The 18,028-nt window shown below is 70.6% G+C and carries 15 protein-coding genes; 11 read left to right on the forward strand and 4 right to left on the reverse strand.

Translation table 11 applies throughout. The features are described 5' to 3' along the window. Positions 1–226 precede the first annotated feature (226 nt). The 11 genes from VKH46_17115 to VKH46_17165 all read left to right on the forward strand — a co-directional run bounded on the left by VKH46_17115 (position 227) and on the right by VKH46_17165 (position 13,677). The gene (locus tag VKH46_17115; GenBank protein ID HKB72554.1) at positions 227–2,116 is read left to right on the forward strand and encodes an acyl-CoA dehydrogenase family protein; all 1,890 of its coding nucleotides are present in this window, start codon (positions 227–229) and stop codon (positions 2,114–2,116) included. After that, positions 2,113–3,060 (forward strand): methionyl-tRNA formyltransferase, encoded by a 948-nt coding sequence (gene fmt / locus VKH46_17120; protein HKB72555.1) that lies wholly within the window; start codon positions 2,113–2,115, stop codon positions 3,058–3,060. Before VKH46_17115 ends, fmt begins: the two co-directional genes overlap by 4 nt. 55 nt (positions 3,061–3,115) lie before the next feature. Next, the gene (locus tag VKH46_17125; GenBank protein ID HKB72556.1) at positions 3,116–4,387 is read left to right on the forward strand and encodes a transcription antitermination factor NusB; all 1,272 of its coding nucleotides are present in this window, start codon (positions 3,116–3,118) and stop codon (positions 4,385–4,387) included. Between the two features lie 571 nt (positions 4,388–4,958). Next, a complete protein-coding gene (locus VKH46_17130) occupies positions 4,959–5,246 on the forward strand; it encodes an HU family DNA-binding protein (GenBank protein ID HKB72557.1) in 288 nt (95 codons plus the stop codon). A 75-nt stretch (positions 5,247–5,321) separates the two neighbouring features. Further along, positions 5,322–5,939: a rhomboid family intramembrane serine protease gene (locus VKH46_17135; GenBank protein ID HKB72558.1), complete on the forward strand. Its 618-nt coding sequence runs from the start codon at positions 5,322–5,324 to the stop codon at positions 5,937–5,939. Positions 5,940–5,982: 43 nt separating this feature from the next. Continuing rightward, positions 5,983–7,104, forward strand: coding sequence for a DegT/DnrJ/EryC1/StrS family aminotransferase (locus VKH46_17140; GenBank protein ID HKB72559.1), 1,122 nt, complete (start codon positions 5,983–5,985; stop codon positions 7,102–7,104). Positions 7,105–7,109: 5 nt separating this feature from the next. Further along, entirely contained in the window at positions 7,110–8,213 is a 1,104-nt protein-coding gene (gene wecB / locus VKH46_17145; GenBank protein ID HKB72560.1) for a UDP-N-acetylglucosamine 2-epimerase (non-hydrolyzing), read from the forward strand. Then, positions 8,210–10,522, forward strand: a complete 2,313-nt coding sequence (locus VKH46_17150; protein ID HKB72561.1) for a glycosyltransferase — start codon at positions 8,210–8,212, stop codon at positions 10,520–10,522. Before wecB ends, VKH46_17150 begins: the two co-directional genes overlap by 4 nt. 275 nt (positions 10,523–10,797) lie before the next feature. Beyond that, positions 10,798–11,637 carry an ABC transporter permease gene (locus VKH46_17155; protein HKB72562.1) on the forward strand — a complete coding sequence of 280 codons (840 nt, stop codon included), beginning with the start codon at positions 10,798–10,800 and terminating at the stop codon, positions 11,635–11,637. Between the two features lie 17 nt (positions 11,638–11,654). After that, entirely contained in the window at positions 11,655–12,488 is an 834-nt protein-coding gene (locus VKH46_17160) for an ABC transporter ATP-binding protein (GenBank protein HKB72563.1), read from the forward strand. Between the two features lie 94 nt (positions 12,489–12,582). After that, a complete protein-coding gene (locus tag VKH46_17165) occupies positions 12,583–13,677 on the forward strand; it encodes a DUF3187 family protein (GenBank protein HKB72564.1) in 1,095 nt (364 codons plus the stop codon). A gap of 355 nt (positions 13,678–14,032) precedes the next feature. On the opposite strand, the gene VKH46_17170 is transcribed toward VKH46_17165, so the two are convergent. From VKH46_17170 to VKH46_17185, 4 genes are all read right to left on the reverse strand, one after another. Further along, positions 14,033–15,097, reverse strand: coding sequence for an SRPBCC family protein (locus VKH46_17170; GenBank protein HKB72565.1), 1,065 nt, complete (start codon positions 15,095–15,097; stop codon positions 14,033–14,035). Between the two features lie 184 nt (positions 15,098–15,281). After that, complete coding sequence (locus tag VKH46_17175) at positions 15,282–15,935, reverse strand: NADH-quinone oxidoreductase subunit I (GenBank protein HKB72566.1); 654 nt, start codon at positions 15,933–15,935, stop codon at positions 15,282–15,284. A gap of 156 nt (positions 15,936–16,091) precedes the next feature. After that, on the reverse strand, positions 16,092–17,822 hold the full coding sequence (gene nuoD, locus VKH46_17180) for an NADH dehydrogenase (quinone) subunit D (GenBank protein ID HKB72567.1): 1,731 nt from the start codon (positions 17,820–17,822) through the stop codon (positions 16,092–16,094). After that, positions 17,819–18,028: NADH-quinone oxidoreductase subunit B (locus tag VKH46_17185; GenBank protein HKB72568.1), on the reverse strand; the 210-nt coding region annotated here is incomplete at its 5' end. The genes nuoD and VKH46_17185, both read right to left, overlap by 4 nt.

Genomic DNA, 18,028 nt, shown 5'->3' on the forward strand with positions numbered 1-18,028 from the left:
TCGGACCGCACCGCTTCGACGAGAACGGAGATCCGCCGGGTCACCTCGTCGACTTCTTCGGAATCCATTTAGGAAATTCTAGCACCCAAATCCGGATCCACGGTTCGTGCCGCTCACGCCGAGGCGCCTTGGCTCGGTCGCCGAGAACGCCGCCGTATAACGACCCGTATCGCCGCGCCCGAGCCATGGCATGGCCGCTGCTACAATCCCGAACGGGGGAGGCTCGATGCCCGACGCCGGGAAATCGGGGAAGTTTCTTTCGGAAGCCGAAGCCCGGAAGGTCGCCGAGGAGGCGCGCGAGACCGAATGGCGCTCCGCCTCGTTCCTGAAGGAGCTCTTCCTCGGCAACTTCCGCCTCGACCTGGTCCACCCCTTCCCGCCCGAGCCGCCGGAGCGCCCCGAGTTCCGAGCCTTCTACGACCGGATGGAGAAGTTCCTCCTCGAGGAGGTCGATTCCGACGCGATCGACCGCGAAGGGAAGATCCCGAAGCGCGTGATCGACGGTCTCGCGAAGATGGGCGCCTTCGGCATGAAGATCCCGAAGGAGTACGGCGGCCTCGGCTTCTCGCAGCTCGAATACGCGCGCGTGATCGAGCTCGTGACGAGCGTCGACGGGAACCTGATCGCGCTGCTCTCGGCGCATCAGTCGATCGGGGTCCCGCAGCCCCTGAAGCTCTTCGGCACGGAGGCGCAGAAGAAGAAGTACCTGCCGCGCCTGGCGCGCGGGGCGATCTCCGCCTTCGCGCTGACGGAGCCGGACGTCGGCTCCGACCCGGCGAACCTCGCGACGACGGCGGAGCGAACTCCGGAGGGCGACTACGTCGTCAACGGCGAGAAGCTCTGGACGACCAACGGCACGCTCGCCGAGCTCTTCGTCGTCATGGCCCGGCATCCCGACACGAAGAAGATCTCGGCCTTCATCGTCGAGAAGGACTTCCCCGGCGTGGAGGTCGTGCGCCGGTGCCACTTCATGGGATTGAAGGCGATCGAGAACGGCGTGATCCGGTTCACGAACGTCCGCGTGCCGAAGGAGAACCTCCTGCTCGCCGAAGGACGCGGGTTGAAGCTCGCTCTCGTGACGTTGAACACCGGGCGGCTGACGCTCCCCGCCTCCTGCGCGGCGGGCGCGAAGCGGTCGCTCGAGATCTGCAGAGTCTGGGCGGCCGAGCGCGTCCAGTGGGGGCAGCCGATCGGCCGGCACGAGGCGATCGCGCAGATCCTCGCCGACATGGCGGCGACGACGTTCGCCATGGACGCGATCGTCGAGCTCACGAGCCGGATCGCCGACGAGGGCACCCGCGACATCCGCCTCGAGGCGGCGGTCGCGAAGATGTTCAACTCCGAGGAGCAGTGGAAGATCGTCGACCAGACGGTCCAGATCCGCGGCGGCCGCGGGTACGAGACGGCCGATTCCCTGCGCGCCCGCGGCGAGCCCGCCATCCCGGTCGAGCGGATGATGCGGGATTCGCGGATCAACCTGATCTTCGAGGGCTCGTCGGAGATCATGCGCCTCTTCATCGCGCGCGAGGCGCTCGACGCGCACCTGGCGGTCGCCGGCGCGCTCGCGGACCCGAAGGCGCCGCTCTCCCGCAAGCTCGCGGCGCTCCCGAAGGTCGCGGCGTTCTACGCGTGGTGGTACCCGTCGCGGTGGCTCGGGTGGGGCGCGTGGCCGCGCTTCTCGGCGTTTGGCCCGCTCGCCGGGCACGTCCGGTTCCTCGACCGCACCGCGCGGCGGCTCGCGCGGGCGATCTTCCACCAGATGGTCCGGTTCGGCCCGAAGCTCGAGAAGAAGCAGGCGACGCTCTTCCGCGCCGTCGACGTCGGCGCCGATCTCTTCGCGATGACGGCGGCCGTGGCCCGCGCCGACGCCCTGCGCCGCGCGGGGGTGCCGGAGGCCGCCCGCGCCGTCGAGCTCGCGGACCTCTTCTGCCGCAACGCGGCGCGGCGGATCGAGGCGCGCTTCGCCTCCCTCGCCGACAACGACGACGCGCGCAAGTACGCCGTCGCTCGGCGGGTGCTGGCGGGCGACGAGGAGTGGCTCGAGAGCGGGCTCGTTCCGGTCTCCTGGGAGGCCGCCGAGCCCGCCCGTCCGCCCGCGGCGACGGCGGTCCGCTGAACGTCGTTTTCCTCGGCACGCCGGAGTTCGCCGCGCCTTCGCTCGCGCGCCTGGCGGACGAGCCGGACTTCCGCGTGACGCTCGCCGTCACGCAGCCGGACCGGGCGGTCGGCCGCCACGCGGCGCTCACGCCGCCGCCCGTCGCGCGGCTCGCGCGCGAGCGGGGAATCCCGCTGTTCCAGCCGGAGCGGCTGCGCGGGGATCCGGACGTGCTCGCTCGGCTGCGCGCGGAGGCGCCCGACGCGATCGTCGTCGTCGCCTACGGGAAGATCCTCCCGCGCGAGATCCTCGAGATCCCGACGTTGGCGTGCGTGAACGTGCACGGCTCGCTCCTGCCGCGGCACCGCGGGGCGTCGCCCGTCCAGGCGGCGATCCTCGCCGGCGACGCGGAGACCGGGGTCTCGACCATGAGGATGACCGAAGGACTCGACGAGGGGCCCGTCTATGGGGAGCGCCGGCTCCCGATCGACGCGGACGACACGGCCGAGACGCTCTCGCGCCGCCTGGCCTTCGCCGGCGCCGACCTCCTCGTCGAGACGCTGCGCGGCGCGGCGGCGGGAACGCTCGCCCCGCGGCCCCAGCAGGGAGAGCCGACGTACTGCCGCGTGATCCGCCGCGCCGACGGCGAGATCGACTGGAGCCGCCCGGCCGCCGCGATCCTCCGGATGCGGCGCGCGTTCACGCCCTGGCCGGGGATCTTCACGACGCTTTCCGGCGAGCGGATCAAGGTCCTGGAGGCGCGGGAGGGCGCGGCGGGACGGGGCGGGAACCCGGGCGAGGTCCTCGACGAGGCGGGAGAGCCGGCGGTCGTCTGCGGGGATGGGACGTCGCTCGTCGTGTCGCGGCTGCAGCGGGAGGGAAGGAAACCGGCGAGCGGAGCGGAATTCCTTCGCGGCCTGCGCCGGGAAGGCGCGGGGCGGGAAACGCGGTTTGGGACCCCCTGACCGTCCCTCCCCCCGCTCTCCGAGCCGGTCGGCGAGCCCGGCGCGCCGCCGCGCCGTGGCGGTCCTTTCCGACTTCTTCTCGGGGGGCCGCCGGCCGCTCCGCCTGACGCGCGATCTCGAGGGACTGACCGACGCGGACCGCGATTTCGCGCGGGAGCTCGTGCTCGGCGTGCTGCGCCGCCGGTCGGCGCTCGACGCCGAGATCTCCCGCTTCTCGCGTTTCCCGCTCGAGCGCTTGAAGCCGCCGCTCCGCGAGATCCTCGAGACGGCGCTCTACCAGGTGCGCTTCCTCGACCGCGTGCCAACGCGCGCCGCGGTCCACGAGGCGGTGGCCATGGCGCGCGCTCTCTCCGGCGAGGGGGCCTCGCGCCTGGCCAACGGCGTGCTGCGCTCGGCGCTGCGCGAGCCGGCGCGCGTGCCGCCGGGGGAGACCGCGCGCGATCTCGCGGAGGCGTTCTCGCATCCCCTCTTTCTCGTGGAGCGCTGGATCGCGCGCTTCGGGATCGCGCGGACCCGCTCGATCCTCTCGGCCGACGACGAGCGGTCTCGACTGCACTTGCTCTGCGACGGCCGGCGCTCGCGGCGGGAGGACGTCGCCGCCGAGCTCGAGGAGCAGGGGGTCGAGACGGCGCCGCTCGCGGTCGTGGAGAACGGGCTCGAGGTGCTCTCGGGAAACCCGCTTCGGACCGCGGCCTTCGAGAAGGGCGCCTTCTACGTCGCCGACGGAGGCTCGCAGGCGCTCCCGTCGCTCCTCCCGCCGGGAGACCTGTTGCTCGATCTCGCCGCGGCGCCGGGCGGCAAGACCGCGGCGGCGCTCTTCTCGGAGCGCTTTTCGCGCACGATCTCGGCGGACGCCTCTCTCGATCGGCTCGGCTTCCTCGCCGAGAACCGCGCCCGGCTCGACCTCTCGCGGGCGCGTCCGGTCGCGGCGGACGTCCGTTTCCCTCCGTTCCCGGAGCGGCGCTTCGACCGCGTCCTCCTGGACGCGCCGTGCTCCGGGACCGGGACCCTCCGGAAGAACCCGGAGATCCGTTACCGGCTGACCCCCGCCGCGATCGATGCTCTTGCCGCCGCGGAGCTCCGGATGCTCCGATCCGCGGCCGCGCTCGTCGCCCCGGGCGGCTATCTCCTCTATTCGACGTGCAGCCTCGAGGAGGAGGAGAACGAGCGCGTCGCGGCGAGCCTCACCGCGGCCGATCCCTCGATCGTCCTCGTTCCGATCGATCCTCCCGAAGCGCTGCGGAGCCGGGTCTCGGGGGCGGTCTTCCGCCTCTACCCGGACGAGGGGACGGACGGGTTTACGGCGCACCTGTTCCGCAGGGAATAGGAGGGCGGGAGGGCGCGGAGATGCACGGTCGCGGGAGCTGGTTCGGGGACCGGGAGCGCGTGGCAGCGTCGCGGCTCGCCGAACGAGCGACTCGACCGCGCCGCCGCCACCCCCTTCACCGACGCTCCCGCTCCCGCATCGCGGAGCTTTCGCCTCGGTAACTTCGGGCGAAAGCTCTCCGCGATGCGAAGGGCCACGGGCCCGGTCACCCGGTTCTCAACCGAATGTGCACTGCCTGACTCTCCGCTCCGCGGACGAACGCAGCGGCGAATGACGATTCTGCCTGAGGCGCGGTGAGGCGCGAGCCCGACGGGATGCGGGTGGCCAGGCGGCGCCCGCAGGCGTACCGTAAGCGTACGTCGGAGGGCGACGCCGGCCGCACGCGCCGTGTGCCGTCGCACGGGCGTGCTCGGCGATCGGCGCATCCGGCGCTGACGCGCCGTCCGCTGGATACCCGGCTCGATGCATCCGCCTTCGCCAAGGCTTCGGCGCGACGAGTCTCCGCGCCCACGAAGCAAGGGCACTTTACAAACGCAACGCCACCGCATACATTCGCCGGCCGGGAGGCAAAATGGCCGGAAAGAACGAGATCATCGAGGCGATCGCGAGCGAGACGAATCTCTCCCGGCGCGATGCCGCCGCCGCGTACGACGCGTTCCTGAACGCGATCGAGGGCGCCCTCCGGAAAGGGGAGAAGGTCAACGTCTCCGGACTGGGGGCATTCTCGGTGGCCGACCGCGCCGAGCGCGCCGGCCGGAACCCGAAGACCGGGGAGTCGATCACGATCCCCGCCTCCCGCGCGGTGAAGTTCAAGCCGGGCAAGGAGCTGAAGGAAAGCGTCAACGCGAAGAGCGCGTAGGCCCTGATCCCCCTTCGCGACACCGTTCGCACCCGCACGACGCCGTGGATCAACTGGCTGCTGATCGGCGGCAACGTGTGGGGGTTCCTCTTCGAGCTCTCGCTGCCGCCGCCCGCTCTCGACCGCTTCCTGCGGATCTGGGGCTTCGTCCCCGTCCGGATGTGGAGCGGCCAGTACGGGATCGCCGCGTCGCTGGCGACGATTTTCGCGGCCATGTTCCTCCACGCCGGGTGGCTTCACATCGGCGGAAACATGCTCTTCCTCTGGATCTTCGGGGACAACGTGGAGGACCGCCTCGGCCACTTTCGCTATCTCGTCTTCTATCTCCTCTGCGGTCTGGCGGCGTCGCTTTCCCACGCGTTCTTCAATCCGTCGTCGCGGCTGCCGTCGCTCGGGGCTTCGGGCGCGATCTCGGGGGTGCTGGCGGCGTACCTCTTCCTCTATCCCCGCGCGCGGATCCTGACGCTCATCCCGATCTTCCTGTTCTTCACGGCCGAGGTGCCGGCGTTCCTCTTCATCGTGTTCTGGTTCGTCATCCAGTTCTTCTCGGGTACGGCGAGCCTCTCGGCCTCGACGCCGACGACCGGCGGCACCGCGTACTTCGCGCACATCGGCGGCTTCGTCGCCGGGATCGTGCTGCTCGCGTTGTTGAAGCCTCCGCGGCGCGCGCCGCCCGCGTACGGGTGGAGCTGATCCGGACGGGACGGCGGACGTTTCGCGATAGACTCGCGCGTTCATGACCGCGACGAAGGTCCCTCTCCTGGATCTCACCCGGCAGTTCGCGGAGTACCGGGACGAGGCGATGGCGGCGGTCGCCGGCGTCTTCGCGTCGCAGCGTTTCATCCTGGGCGACCAGGGCGCGGCGCTCGAACGGGAGCTCGCCGCGTTCCTCGGAGCATCGCACGCGATCGGGGTCTCCTCCGGCACGGACGCCCTGCTCGCGGCGCTGATGGCGCTCGACGTGCGGACGGGCGACGAGGTGATCGTCCCCGCGTTCTCGTTCTTCGCGACCGCGGGCGTCGTCTCGCGTCTCGGCGCCGTCCCCGTGTTCGCCGACGTGGAGCCGGGGACCCTCACGCTCTCCCCCGGGGAATTCGAGCGCAAGATCACGCCGCGCACGCGCGCGGTCGTCCCCGTGCATCTCTACGGGCAGTCGGCCGACCTCGATCCGATCCTCGCGGCCGCCCGGCGGCGCGGCATCCGCGTCGTCGAGGACGCGTGCCAGGCGATCGGCGCGAAGTACCGCGGCCGGGCGGTCGGGACGTTCGGCGACGTCGGCGCCTTCTCGTTCTTCCCGACCAAGAACCTCGGCGCCGCGGGAGACGCGGGCCTCGTCACGACCGAGGACGCGGCGCTCGCCGCGCGCCTCCGGCGCCTGCGCGTGCACGGCATGGAGCCGAAGTATTTCCACGCGGAGATCGGAGGGAACTTCCGGCTGGACGAGATCCAGGCGGCGGTGCTGCGGGTGAAGCTCGAGCGGCTCGCGGGGTGGAACGCCCGCCGCGCCGCGATCGCGGCCGAGTACCGGGAACGGCTCGCGCCGGCCGAGGCGGCGGGAAAGCTGACGCTCCCGGTCGTCGGGCCGGACCGCGATCACATCTACCACCAGTTCGTCGTGCGGGTGGCGGACCGCGACGCGGTCCGTGCACGACTCGCCGAAGCGGGCGTGGGATCGGAGGTCTATTACCCGGTCCCGCTCCATCTCCAGGAATGCTTCTCGGCGCTCGGCGGCAAGCCCGGCGACCTTCCCGTCTCGGAGCGGGCGGCCCGAGAGGTCCTCGCGCTCCCGATCTGGCCGGAGCTCGAGGCCGGCGAGATCGCCGCGGTCGCCGCCGCCGTCGAGCACGCGGTCCGCTAGTGCCCATGAAAGTGCTGGTGGTCGTCGGCACCCGGCCGGAGGCCATCAAGATGGCGCCCGTCGTCCTGCGCCTGCGCGCGGAGCCGGGCTTCGAGACCGTCGTCTGCGCGACCGCGCAGCACCGCGACCTCCTCGATTCCGCGCTCGCGATGTTCGGGATCGCGCCGGACATCGACCTCGATCTGATGCGCCCGAACCAGACGCCGAGCGCCGTCGCGGCCGGCGTGCTCTCGGCGTTCGACCCGTTCTTGGAATCCGTCGCGCCCGACGTCGTCCTCGTGCAGGGGGACACGACGACGGTGATGGCGGCTTCGCTCGCCGGCTTCCACCGCGGCGTCCGCGTCGGCCACGTCGAGGCGGGGCTCCGCACGTCGAATCTCCGCAATCCGTTCCCCGAGGAGATGAACCGGCGCGTGACCGATCTCGTCGCGTCGCTCCACTTCGCGCCGACGCCGCGCAGCGCGGCCGCCCTCGAACGCGAAGGGACCGACGCGGCGACGATCCACGTCACCGGGAACACCGTCGTCGACGCGCTGCGCTGGCTCGCGGAGCGGTCGTCCGACGCGCCGGCCGACGCGCGCGACCTCGTGCTCGTCACGTCGCACCGCCGGGAAAGCTTCGGGGAGCCGATGCGCCGCTCGTTTCGGGCGATCGCGCGGCTCGCGAGGCGATTCCCGGCGACGCGCTTCGTCTTCCCCGTGCACCCGAACCCGAACGTCCTGGAGGCGGCGCGCGTCTTCGAGGGGATCGCCAACGTCGAGCTCGAGCCGCCGGCCGACTACGCCCGTCTCGTCGGGTGGATGCGGGCCGCGCGCATCGTGCTGACCGACAGCGGCGGCATCCAGGAGGAAGCGCCGACGTTCGGCAAGCCGACGCTCGTGCTCCGCGAGACGACCGAGCGTCCCGAGGGGATCGAGGCCGGCGTGGCGAAGCTCGTCGGGACCGACGAGGAGAAGATCTACCGCGAGGCCGAGCGCCTCCTGACCGACCCCGACGCCTACGCGGCCATGTCGCGGCCCGCGAACCCGTACGGAGACGGCCGGGCGGCGGAGCGGATCGTCGCGATCCTCGCCGGACGCTCCGTCGAGCCCTTCACCCCGCGACGATGAGCGGCAAGCTCCTCCGGACCCTCTACTTCGGAGGACGCGACGCGATCCCCCTCCCGGTGCGCCGCGCGATCCGGCGGCTCCTTCCGATCGAGAAGATCTTCCGGATCCGGAAGCCGGTCCTCGAGGCCGGCGAAATCGCCGCGCCGGCCCGCGAGGACGTTCCCGGAAGGCCGGACGTCGTCCTGCTTCCAGGCGCTTTCGGCGGCGCGCCGCCGGCGGCCGTCCGCGAGGCCGCCGGGGCGATCGCCGCGGCGGGAGGACGCGCGTTCGTCGCCGACCCTTCCTCCGACCGGCCGGCCGCGGGGGCGACCTCCGGCGTGGTGCTCTTCCCGGCCGGCCCCGACGGGCTCGACGCCGCGGACGACGCATTCGGGATCCGCCACGCGGTCCTTTTCGGCGCGCCGGCGGAGAGCGTCCCGGCGCGGGCCGGGTGGAAGAGGGCGCCGGCGGCGGCCTCGCCCGCATCGCGCGACGAAGCGGGCCGGATGCTCGCCGAGCTCGCCGCGCTCTGGCCGAAGGCGTCGATCGTGATCGTCACGTACGGCAATCTCGCCTTGAACCGCGCCTGCCTCGCGTCGATCGCGGCGTGCACCGACTGGCCCAACGTCGAGCTCGTCGTCGTCGACAACGCCTCGGCCGACGGCACCCGCGAGTGGCTGGAAGAGGCGCGCCGCGCGTCCGCGTTCCCCTTCACGCTGATCGCCAATGCCGAGAACCGCGGTTTCGCCGCGGCCGTGAACCAGGGCGTGGCGGCCTCCACCGGCGAGTTCGTCTGTCTCCTCAACAACGACACGATCGTCACGCGCGGATGGCTCTCGGCGCTGCTGGCGCACCTCGAGGCGGATCCGCGGCTGGGCCTCGTCGGGTCGAGCACGAACGAGATCGCCAACGAGGCGAAGGTGCCGGAGGGATACGCGCGCCTCTCCGATCTTCCGGCCTGGGCGCGCGCGTTCACGCAAGCCAATCGCGGGCGGCGCATCCCGATCCCCATGCTCGCGATGTTCTGCGTCGCGTTCCGGCGCCGGCTCTTCGACGCGGTCGGTCCGCTCGACGAACGGTTCGCGGTCGGCATGTTCGAAGACGACGACTGGTGCCGGCGCGTCCGCGACGCGGGATGGGAGATCGCGTGCGCCCGCGACTCGTGGGTCCATCACCGCGGCCGCGGGAGCTTCGCCAGGCTCGGCGAGGAGCGCTATCTCGCGATCTTCCGGGAAAACGAGCGCCGCTACCGGGAAAAGTGGGGAAGCCCCGCGCCCGCGCGCCGCGATCCTCATGCGCTTCCGGCGGAGCTTTCGCGCGCCGAGTCGCCGGTCGTCTTCCTTCCGTCGATCGGGTGGAACGTCGCGCTCGTCCAGCGTCCGCACCATCTCGCCCGGGCGATCGCCCGGGCGGGGCATCCGGTCGTGTTCGACTGCGGCGATCATCCGGAGGACCGGTTCGACGGCTTCGTGGACGTGGAGGAGAACCTTTTCCTCTACCGCGGCCCCCGAGCCCCCCTCGAGAAGCTCGCGCGCCCGTTTCTCTGGTCCGTCGCCTACAACGTCCCGCGAAAGGAAGAATGGCCCGGCGGGCGGCTCGTGTACGACGCGATCGACCATCTCGGAGTGTTCCCGCAGCCGATCCGGCGCCTCCGAGGCAACCAGGAGCGCGCGCTCGCCCGCGCGGAGCGGGTGTTCGCCGTCTCCCGGGGGCTGCGCGAGCAGATCGCCGCGAAGCGCCCGGACGCGGTCTACCTCGCCAACGGCGTCGACGCGGCGGCGTTCGCGCGGGCCCGGGGATGTCCGCCGGGCGCGGCGGAGCGGCCGGCGGCCGTTTACGTCGGGGCGCTCGCGCGGTGGTTCGATTTCGCTCTGCTGGCCGAGGTCGCGCGCGGGAACCCCGGCTGGGACTTCCGGCTGTACGGCGAGGCGCTCGACGGCGCCTGGGAGCGCTCCGGCGCGGCCGAGCTCGAAAACGTCCGCTTCTTCGGCGCGCGCGCCAACGCCGAGGTCCCGCGCCTCCTCGCCTCCGCCAACGTCGCGATCATCCCTTTCCGGGTCTCGCCGGAGACCGCCTTCGTCTCCCCGATCAAGCTCTACGAGTATTTCGCGGCGGGGCGGCCGCCGGTGTCGACGCCGATGCCCGAGGCCGGGGCGTTCGCCGAAGTGCGGATCGCTCGGACCGCCGCCGAATGGTCGATGGCGCTCGCCGCGGCGCTCGCCGACTCGCGCGACCGGACGTTCACGGACCGCCTCCGGGCGATCGGACGGGCCAACGACTGGTCCGCGCGCGGCCGGGAAGCGCTCGGTCATCTTTTCGCAGGCTGCTGAAAAATGGATCCGGGCGGCGTGTCGCGACTCTTGCAGATCATTCGCCTAACCGTGCGGCGCTCGAGCGGGGAGATCGGCGCCGGATCGGGACAACGTGCGAACGGCAAGAGTCGCGCCACCAGAAGGTTGCGGCGGCGCGAGCCCGCCTGCTGTGTTGCCGCGGCTAGACGATGCTTCCGGCATCGTCGTCGCCGCGGCGTCTTGCATTCGAGCGCGCGGCACTCGCAACCCCGCCGCGGACCCTTTTTCAGCAACCTGCTATATTCCGCGCGCTGATGTCCTCCTCCCGGCTCGCGCGTCTGGATGCGTACTACGACTCGGGCGAACGCGGGTTTCCCGAGCTCGACGAGCTGCTCCTCCTCTGGCGGTACCGCGGTCTCGTGTGGGAGCTGATGGTCCGCGACATCAAGGTCCGCTACAAGCGGTCGGTGCTCGGCATCGCCTGGACGATGCTCGCGCCCCTCCTCAACATGGTCGCGCTCACGCTCGTGTTCTCGGCGTTGCTCAAGCAGCAGATCAAGAACTACCCCGCGTTCTTCATGCTCGGCTCGATGTACTGGGCGATGTTCGCCACCGGCACGTCCTTCGCCGCATCGCAGACGCACGACGCCAACGAGCTCGCCAAGCGCATCTTCCTGCCGCGCTCCGTGTTCGTCGTCTCGGCGGCGGGCGTCGCCCTCGTGAATCTCGTCCTCTCGATCGTCCCTCTCGTCGTCATCCTCGTCGCGACGCGGTTCACGTTCAAGGCGACGAGCTGGTTCCTCCCGATCGCGGTCGTGCTCCTCGTCGCCTTCACCCTCGGGATCGCCTTCTTCATCTTCACGCTGGCCTCGCGATTCACGGACATCCGGGAGATGTACCTCGTGCTCGTCCAGACCTGGTTCTTCATCACGCCGATCGTCTACGCCCCGTCGATCGTGCCGGGCCGGTTCCGGTTCGTCCTCTGGCTGAACCCCCATTACTTCCTGCTGCAGACGTTCCGGACCCCCGTGTACGACGGGATGCTCCCGCCGCGCCTCGTCATCCTCTTCTCCGCGGCGATCGCCTTCGGGACGCTCGCCGCGGGCTGGTCCTTCTTCTGCCGCCGCATCCAGGACTATGCGTTCCGGTCCTAACCCGGTTTAGCCGGCCGATGATCCATTTCGAGAACGTGTCGATCCGGTATCGCGTGCCTCGCGGGGGCTCGCGGTCGCTGAAGGAGCACATGATCCGGCGGCTCGCGAATCGGCTCGCGTTCGACGAGTTCGCGGCGCTCAAGTCCGTCAGCTTCGACGTGGCCGACGGGGAGAACGTCGGCGTCATCGGCCGCAACGGTGCGGGGAAGAGCACGATGTTCAAGGCGATCTGCCGCGTCGTGCGTCCCTCCGACGGACGAGTCGTCGTCCGCGGCCGCCTCGCGCCGCTCCTCGAGCTCGGCCTCGGCATGAACGCCGAGCTGACGGGCCGGGAGAACGTGCTGCTGCAGGGCGCGCTGATGGGTTTCTCGCGGGGCGCGATGCAGGAGCGCCTTCCGAGCATCGCGGAGTTCTCCGAGCTCGCACAGTTCCTCGACGCGCCGATGCGCACGTATTCGACGGGCATGGTGGCTCGGCTCGCGTTCTCGGTCGCGACGGACGTCGACCCCGACATCCTGCTCGTCGACGAGGCGCTTGCCGTGGGCGACGAACGCTTTCAGGCGAAGTGCCGGGATCGGATGGCGGGGTTCCGGGAGATGGGAAAGACCGTCATGCTGGTCTCGCATTCTCTCGGCCACATCCGAGAGACGTGCTCGCGCGTCCTCTGGCTCGACCAGGGCCGCCTCGTCTCGGACGGCCCGATGGACGTCGTGGCGGAGGCGTACCACGAGTGGTCGGGGCAGGAGGCCGAGGACGCGTCCGCCTTCGCGGAGCGCCGGGAGCTCCCGGGGCGGCGGGATATCGGGGAGGTCTCCGAGACGCGCGGCACGGCCGCGGGAATCGGCCCGTGAGGACGGCCGGCGGCCGCCGGGGCGCCCGCGGCTTCCCCCCGCGGCGCCGCCGCCTCGAGGACCTTCCGTTTCCGGGGCGCGGACACACCCTTCCGTGACGGGCCGCCGCGCCCGATCTCTCCGAATCGCGATACTCGCGTCGGTCTTCGCGGCGAGCGCCGGGCCGCGCGCCCACGCGACGGAAGGATCCCTGGCCCCGATCTTCGGCGAGCGGAGCTTCCACGTCCTGCACGTTCCCTTCCTCGATTTCGGGCCGGCCGACCCGGACTCGCCCGCGCCGGGGCGCGTGACGGCGCGGCTCGACGCGGCCTACGCGAGCACGTTCTCGTCGACGTGGCACGCGCTGACCATCCACAAAGCGCTCGGGCGCGTCGACCGGCCGTTCGCCGCCGACGAGGCCGCGAAGATCCATTCGGATTTCCCGCAGGACCGGGTGTTCTTCCTGGAGAGCGACCTCCTTCGCATCGCGGGGGTCGCGCGCGCGGGTCTCACGCCGACGCTCTCGGTTTCGGCCGAGCTCGTGTGGATGTCGCACGACGCGATCCACGGCGGTTCGGCCGTCGAGGCGTTCCACCGCGCCTTCGGATTGGAACAGTCGGGGAGGAACGAGTTCCCCGCGTCGAGCTTCGCGGTCGCGGTGCAGCGCCGCGGGCGCGAGATGACGTTCGACGACCGCGTGCCCGATTCCGGCTTCGGCGACACGACCGCGACGCTCTCGTGGCGTCCGCGGCAGTCCTCCCCCTGGTCGTGCGGCGCGGACGCGGCCGTCAAGGCGCCGACCGGGAGCGCGCGCGACCTCGACGGATCGGGATCATGGGACGCGGGCGCGCTCGCGTTCGCGCGGCGCGACGGTCGGAAGTGGACCGTCGACGGCGAGGCGGGCGTCGTCGTGCCGGGACGGTGGCGCTCCGGGCCGAGGCTGCCGGTCGCGTGGTTCTCGCGCGTCCTGGCGGGAGCCACGCGATCCTTCGGGTCCCGCACGCGCGCGGGAGTATCGGCGACCTTCGAGCAGAGCCCTTTTCGCCGCGACGACCTCGGCGACCTGTCGCGTCCCGGGCTCGAGATCGCTCTGGGCGTCGAACGCGACCTCTCCCCGCGGAGCTCGGCGGCGCTCACGCTGACGGAGAACGTGCCGTCGCTCGGGGACCGGGCCGACTTCGGGCTGGCCCTGCGCCTCCGCTTTCGCTAGGGGATCAGGCGCGTCGATGCATCGAGCCGGTCCGCCTCCGCTCTGCGGAGCTACGGCGCGATCGGGTCATAGCTTCACGCGTGCCGAATCGCCCGTCGATGCCGACAGGATCGCGCCGAAGCTTCAGCGAAGGCGGAGCGGGCGCGTGCCGCCCGCCGCCGGCACGACGTACGCTTTCGGTACGCCTTTGCCGGCGGCCGGACGGCCCGCATCCCGGCGGGCTCGCGCCTCGACGCGCCTCGAAATCCTTCTCCCGTAATTCCGTTGCGGTTTCCGGGCAGCGCCTGCGAATCTCGCGGCGCCTTCGACTCGCGACTCGAAACTCGCGAGTCGCGACTCGTCGTGCGAGGCTTCGTCAACCCATCGCCGCAGCGTAGAGCCGGTGAAAGTGATGGACCCCGTTCTCGCGCTTGACTGAGTACCGTCCGCGGTCGTAAGTGCGCGACCGGAGACCGCGCTGGACCGCTTCGCAGATCGCGATGTCCTCGCGCTGGATCTCGTCGGAAAAGGCCACGGTCTCCTCGATCGCCCGGCGCGTTGCAGGCGCGTCCGGGTCGCGGAAGAACCACTCGAAGATCGTGACGGTGCGTTCCGGTCCGAGCGGAAGGATGACGTTGGTGGAGAAATTGTCGGGATAGACGTTCAACATGAGGTTCGGGAAGAGCCAGTAGTACTCGGCCTCATCCCCTTCGCCGTTCCGGAGCCGCCCGGGCGCCGACTTTCTCACCGGCGCGTGTTGGATCGAGTAGAGACGCTTCGTCTCTGTCGCGTAGCGCGCGTAATCGAGCTCGCGGAAGAGCCCGGGGTGCACGATCGGGATGTGGTAGCCCTCGAGGTAGTTGTCGACGTAGACCTTCCAGTTGCACTCGACGATCCATTCCCTGCGGTGCGCGCGGCGCATGCCGGAGAGGGGCCGGCGCCGGGGAAGGTCCGCGAGGTCGTCGAGCGTCGCGGTGAGCGGCGGGGCCGCGGGATCGAGCGACACGAACACGAGGCCCATCCACGTCTCGGCGCGGAACGCCGGGAGGGCGACGTCTTCTCTCCGGAACCCTTCGACTCCGTCGAATTCGGGTGTGGCGAGGAGCCGCCCGTCGAGGCCGTAGCTCCAGCCGTGGTACCCGCAGCGGAACGCGCGGCAGCTCCCGCTCCCGCCCGCGACCGGCCCGGCGCGGTGCCGGCAGACGTTCGAGAACGCGCGCAGGACGCCGTCGTCGGCGCGCGCGACGAGAAGCGGCTCGCCCGCCACGGCAGCGGTGAAATAGCCGCCGGCTTCCGCGACGTCCTCCTCCCGGCCCACCGGCTGCCAGGTTCGGCCGAAGACGCGCTCATACTCGCGGGCGAGCGTTTCGTCGCCGAAGTACACGTTGGAGGGAAGGGTCGCGGCGCGCGCAAGGCGCTCGTCGATGTCGATCGGGGGCACGAGCGAATCCTATCGTGACGACGCGGAGCGGGGTGAATAGAGCCTCAGTCCGTGATTCGTCGGACGTGCGCATAGCGGGGATCCTCGTTCAGCGACGTCTCGAGAGCGGAGATCTCCGCGGCACGAACCGGCAACGACGATGAAGAAGAGTCGAAGATTCCGCGGACAGGCGCGGGGCGTCCCTTCACCCGCGGACAAGGTTGCCGGAGTCCTCGAGCAGCCCCTTCTCGCGGAGCTCCTTGCGCTCTCCGTCGCCGGGCACGACCGGGGCGACCGAGGCGTCTGTCGGAGGGACGGTCCCGTCCCCCGGGTAGTAGGGGCGGTATCCGTAGCCGTCCTTCACTCCCGCGCCCGGCTTCTCGACGAGCATCGTGATGTCGAAGACCGACTCGTGCCGGGTGAAGAACGAGAGCTCGTAGTTCCGGGACATCCAGATCGCGTCCTTCGGGCAGGCGTCCACGCAGAAACCGCACATCACGCACCGGAGCATGTCGATGTTGAAGACGACGGGATACTTCTCGTAGGAGAGCTTCGGGTGCTCTCCCGCGACGATCTGGATGCAGTCGGCGGGGCACGCCTGCGCGCACATGTAGCAGGCGACGCACTTCAACGTCCCGTCCTCGCGCGTCTTCAGGATGTGCTTGCCGCGGAACCGGTCGGAGTAGTTCCGTTTCTGCTCGGGATAGAGGATCGTCGGGAGCTTCTTGATCGCGACGATGTTCTTGAGGAGGTGGCCGAGCGTGACCGCCATGCCCTTCAGAAGAGGAAGGTAGAACCGGACCGCCGCCGGCGTCCGACGCGGCTCGCGGTCGGTGATGTCGACGACGTTAGCGGGCATGGCTCCTACCCTGGGCTCCCTCACCCCGACCCTCCGCCTTCGCCTCCAGGCTTCGGCGCGACAGGTCTCCCGCGGGGAGAGGGAGGAAGAGCGGCGCCCGGTCGCAAACCTCTCCCGGCGGGAGAGGTCGCGCGTGAGCGCGGGTGAGGGAGCTCCTCATCGGTCCAGCTCCCCGGCGATGATGTTCAGGGTCCCCAGCGTGGCGATCGCGTCGGAGACGCGGCCGCCGACGATGATCTTCTCGAATGCCGCCATGAGCGGGAAGCAGGCCGGGCGCGGCTTGATCCGGTACGGCGCGCCCCCCCCGGTCGAGACGACGTAGAAGCCGAGCTCGCCGTTGGCGCCCTCGAACCATTCGTAACGCTCTCCCTCCGGGACCTGGATGCCCTCCATCACCCACTTGAAGTGGTAGATGAGCGATTCCATGTCGTGGTACACGCGGTCCTTCGGCGGCAGGACGACGTGCCAGTCGCCGGTGTTGACGGGGCCGGAGAACGAGGGGAGGAGCTCGAGCGCCTGCCGGATGATCGATAGCGACTGCCGCATCTCCTCCATCCGGACGAGGTACCGCGCGTAGTTGTCGCCGTCGCGATGGACGGGGACGTTCCAGTCGAAACGGTCGTAGAAGTCGTAGGGACGGGCTTTTCGCACGTCGTATCCCACGCCGGAGGCGCGCAGGCACGGCCCCGTGAAGCCCCAGGCGATCGCCTGCTCCTTCGTGACGGCGCCCACGCCCCGGAAGCGGTCCCACACGATGCGGTTCTTCTTGACGAGGTCGTCGACGTCGTCGAGAAAAGGAGGGATCGACCGGAGGAGCGACCGGCAGCGGTCGACGAAGTCCGCCGGCACGTCGCGCGAGAGGCCTCCCACGCGGCCGTACGAGACCGTCAGCCGCGCCCCGCAGCAGGACTCGATCAGCCCGTAGATCTCCTCGCGGGGCTGGAAGAGATACCAGAAGTTCGTCAGCGCCCCCGTGTCGACGAGGTTCGCGCCGATGCAGACGCAGTGGTCCATGATGCGCGAGAACTCGGAGAGGATCGTGCGGACGAGCGCGCCGCGCTCCGGGACCTCGATCCCCAGCATCCGCTCGACGGTCTTGCAGTACGCGACGTTGTTGAGGAAGGCCGAGCAGTAGTTCAGGCGATCCGTGTAGGGGATCACCTGGTTCCAGGTGTGGGTCTCCGCCATCTTCTCGAAGCAGCGGTGGAGATATCCGATCTCCGATTCCGCCTCGATGATCTCCTCGCCGTCGAGCCGCGCGACGATCCGGAGCGTTCCGTGCGTGGCCGGGTGCGAAGGGCCGAGGTTCACGACGACGGTCTCGAAGTGGTCCGCCTCCTCGCCCTCGCGGCGGACGAGATCGGGCACGTAGAGGTCCTCCTCCGTGCACATCCAGCGCTGGCCGGGCGGGTAGTCCTTGCGGAGCGCATGGCCGACGAACGCCTGGTGGCAGAGGATCCGCCGCAGGTTCGGGTGCCCTTCGAAACGAAATCCGAACAGGTCGAACGCCTCGCGCTCGAACCAGTTCGCGGCGGGCCACACGTCCACGACGGAGGGGAGCTCCGGCTTTTCGTCGTCGAGCCGGACCTTCACCCGGACGTGCTCGTCGCGGGCCGTCGAGTAGAGATGAACGACGAGCTCGAATCGGGTCGGCTGGCCGCGCCGGCGGAGGTTGTCGACGCCGAGGAGATCGACGAGCAGGTCGAAGCGCATTTCCGGGTCGTCGCGGAGGAAGCGCGCGGCCGACGGCCAGCCCCGGGGGTCCGTCTCGATCGTCGGCAGGTCGAGGTCGGCGACCGAGACGCGCGTGTCGGGGAACGCCCCCGCCATCCGGGAGCGGACGCGCTCGGCGGACGAGGAGAGGGTCGAGACGGAAGCCTCGCTCATGTCGACGGCAGCGCCGGGAGCGACGCCGCGAAGCGCGCCGAGCGGTCGTCGCGCGATTTCCGGCCCGACTGGATGCTTTCCTGCAGCCGGAGGATCCCGTACATCAGCTCTTCCGGCGTCGGCGGGCATCCCGGGACGTAAACGTCCACGGGCACGATCTCGTCGATGCCCTGCACGACGTGATAGGCGCGGTAGAAGCCTCCCGA

The organism is Thermoanaerobaculia bacterium (genome assembly GCA_035260525.1).
Taxonomy (GTDB): domain Bacteria; phylum Acidobacteriota; class Thermoanaerobaculia; order UBA5066; family DATFVB01; genus DATFVB01.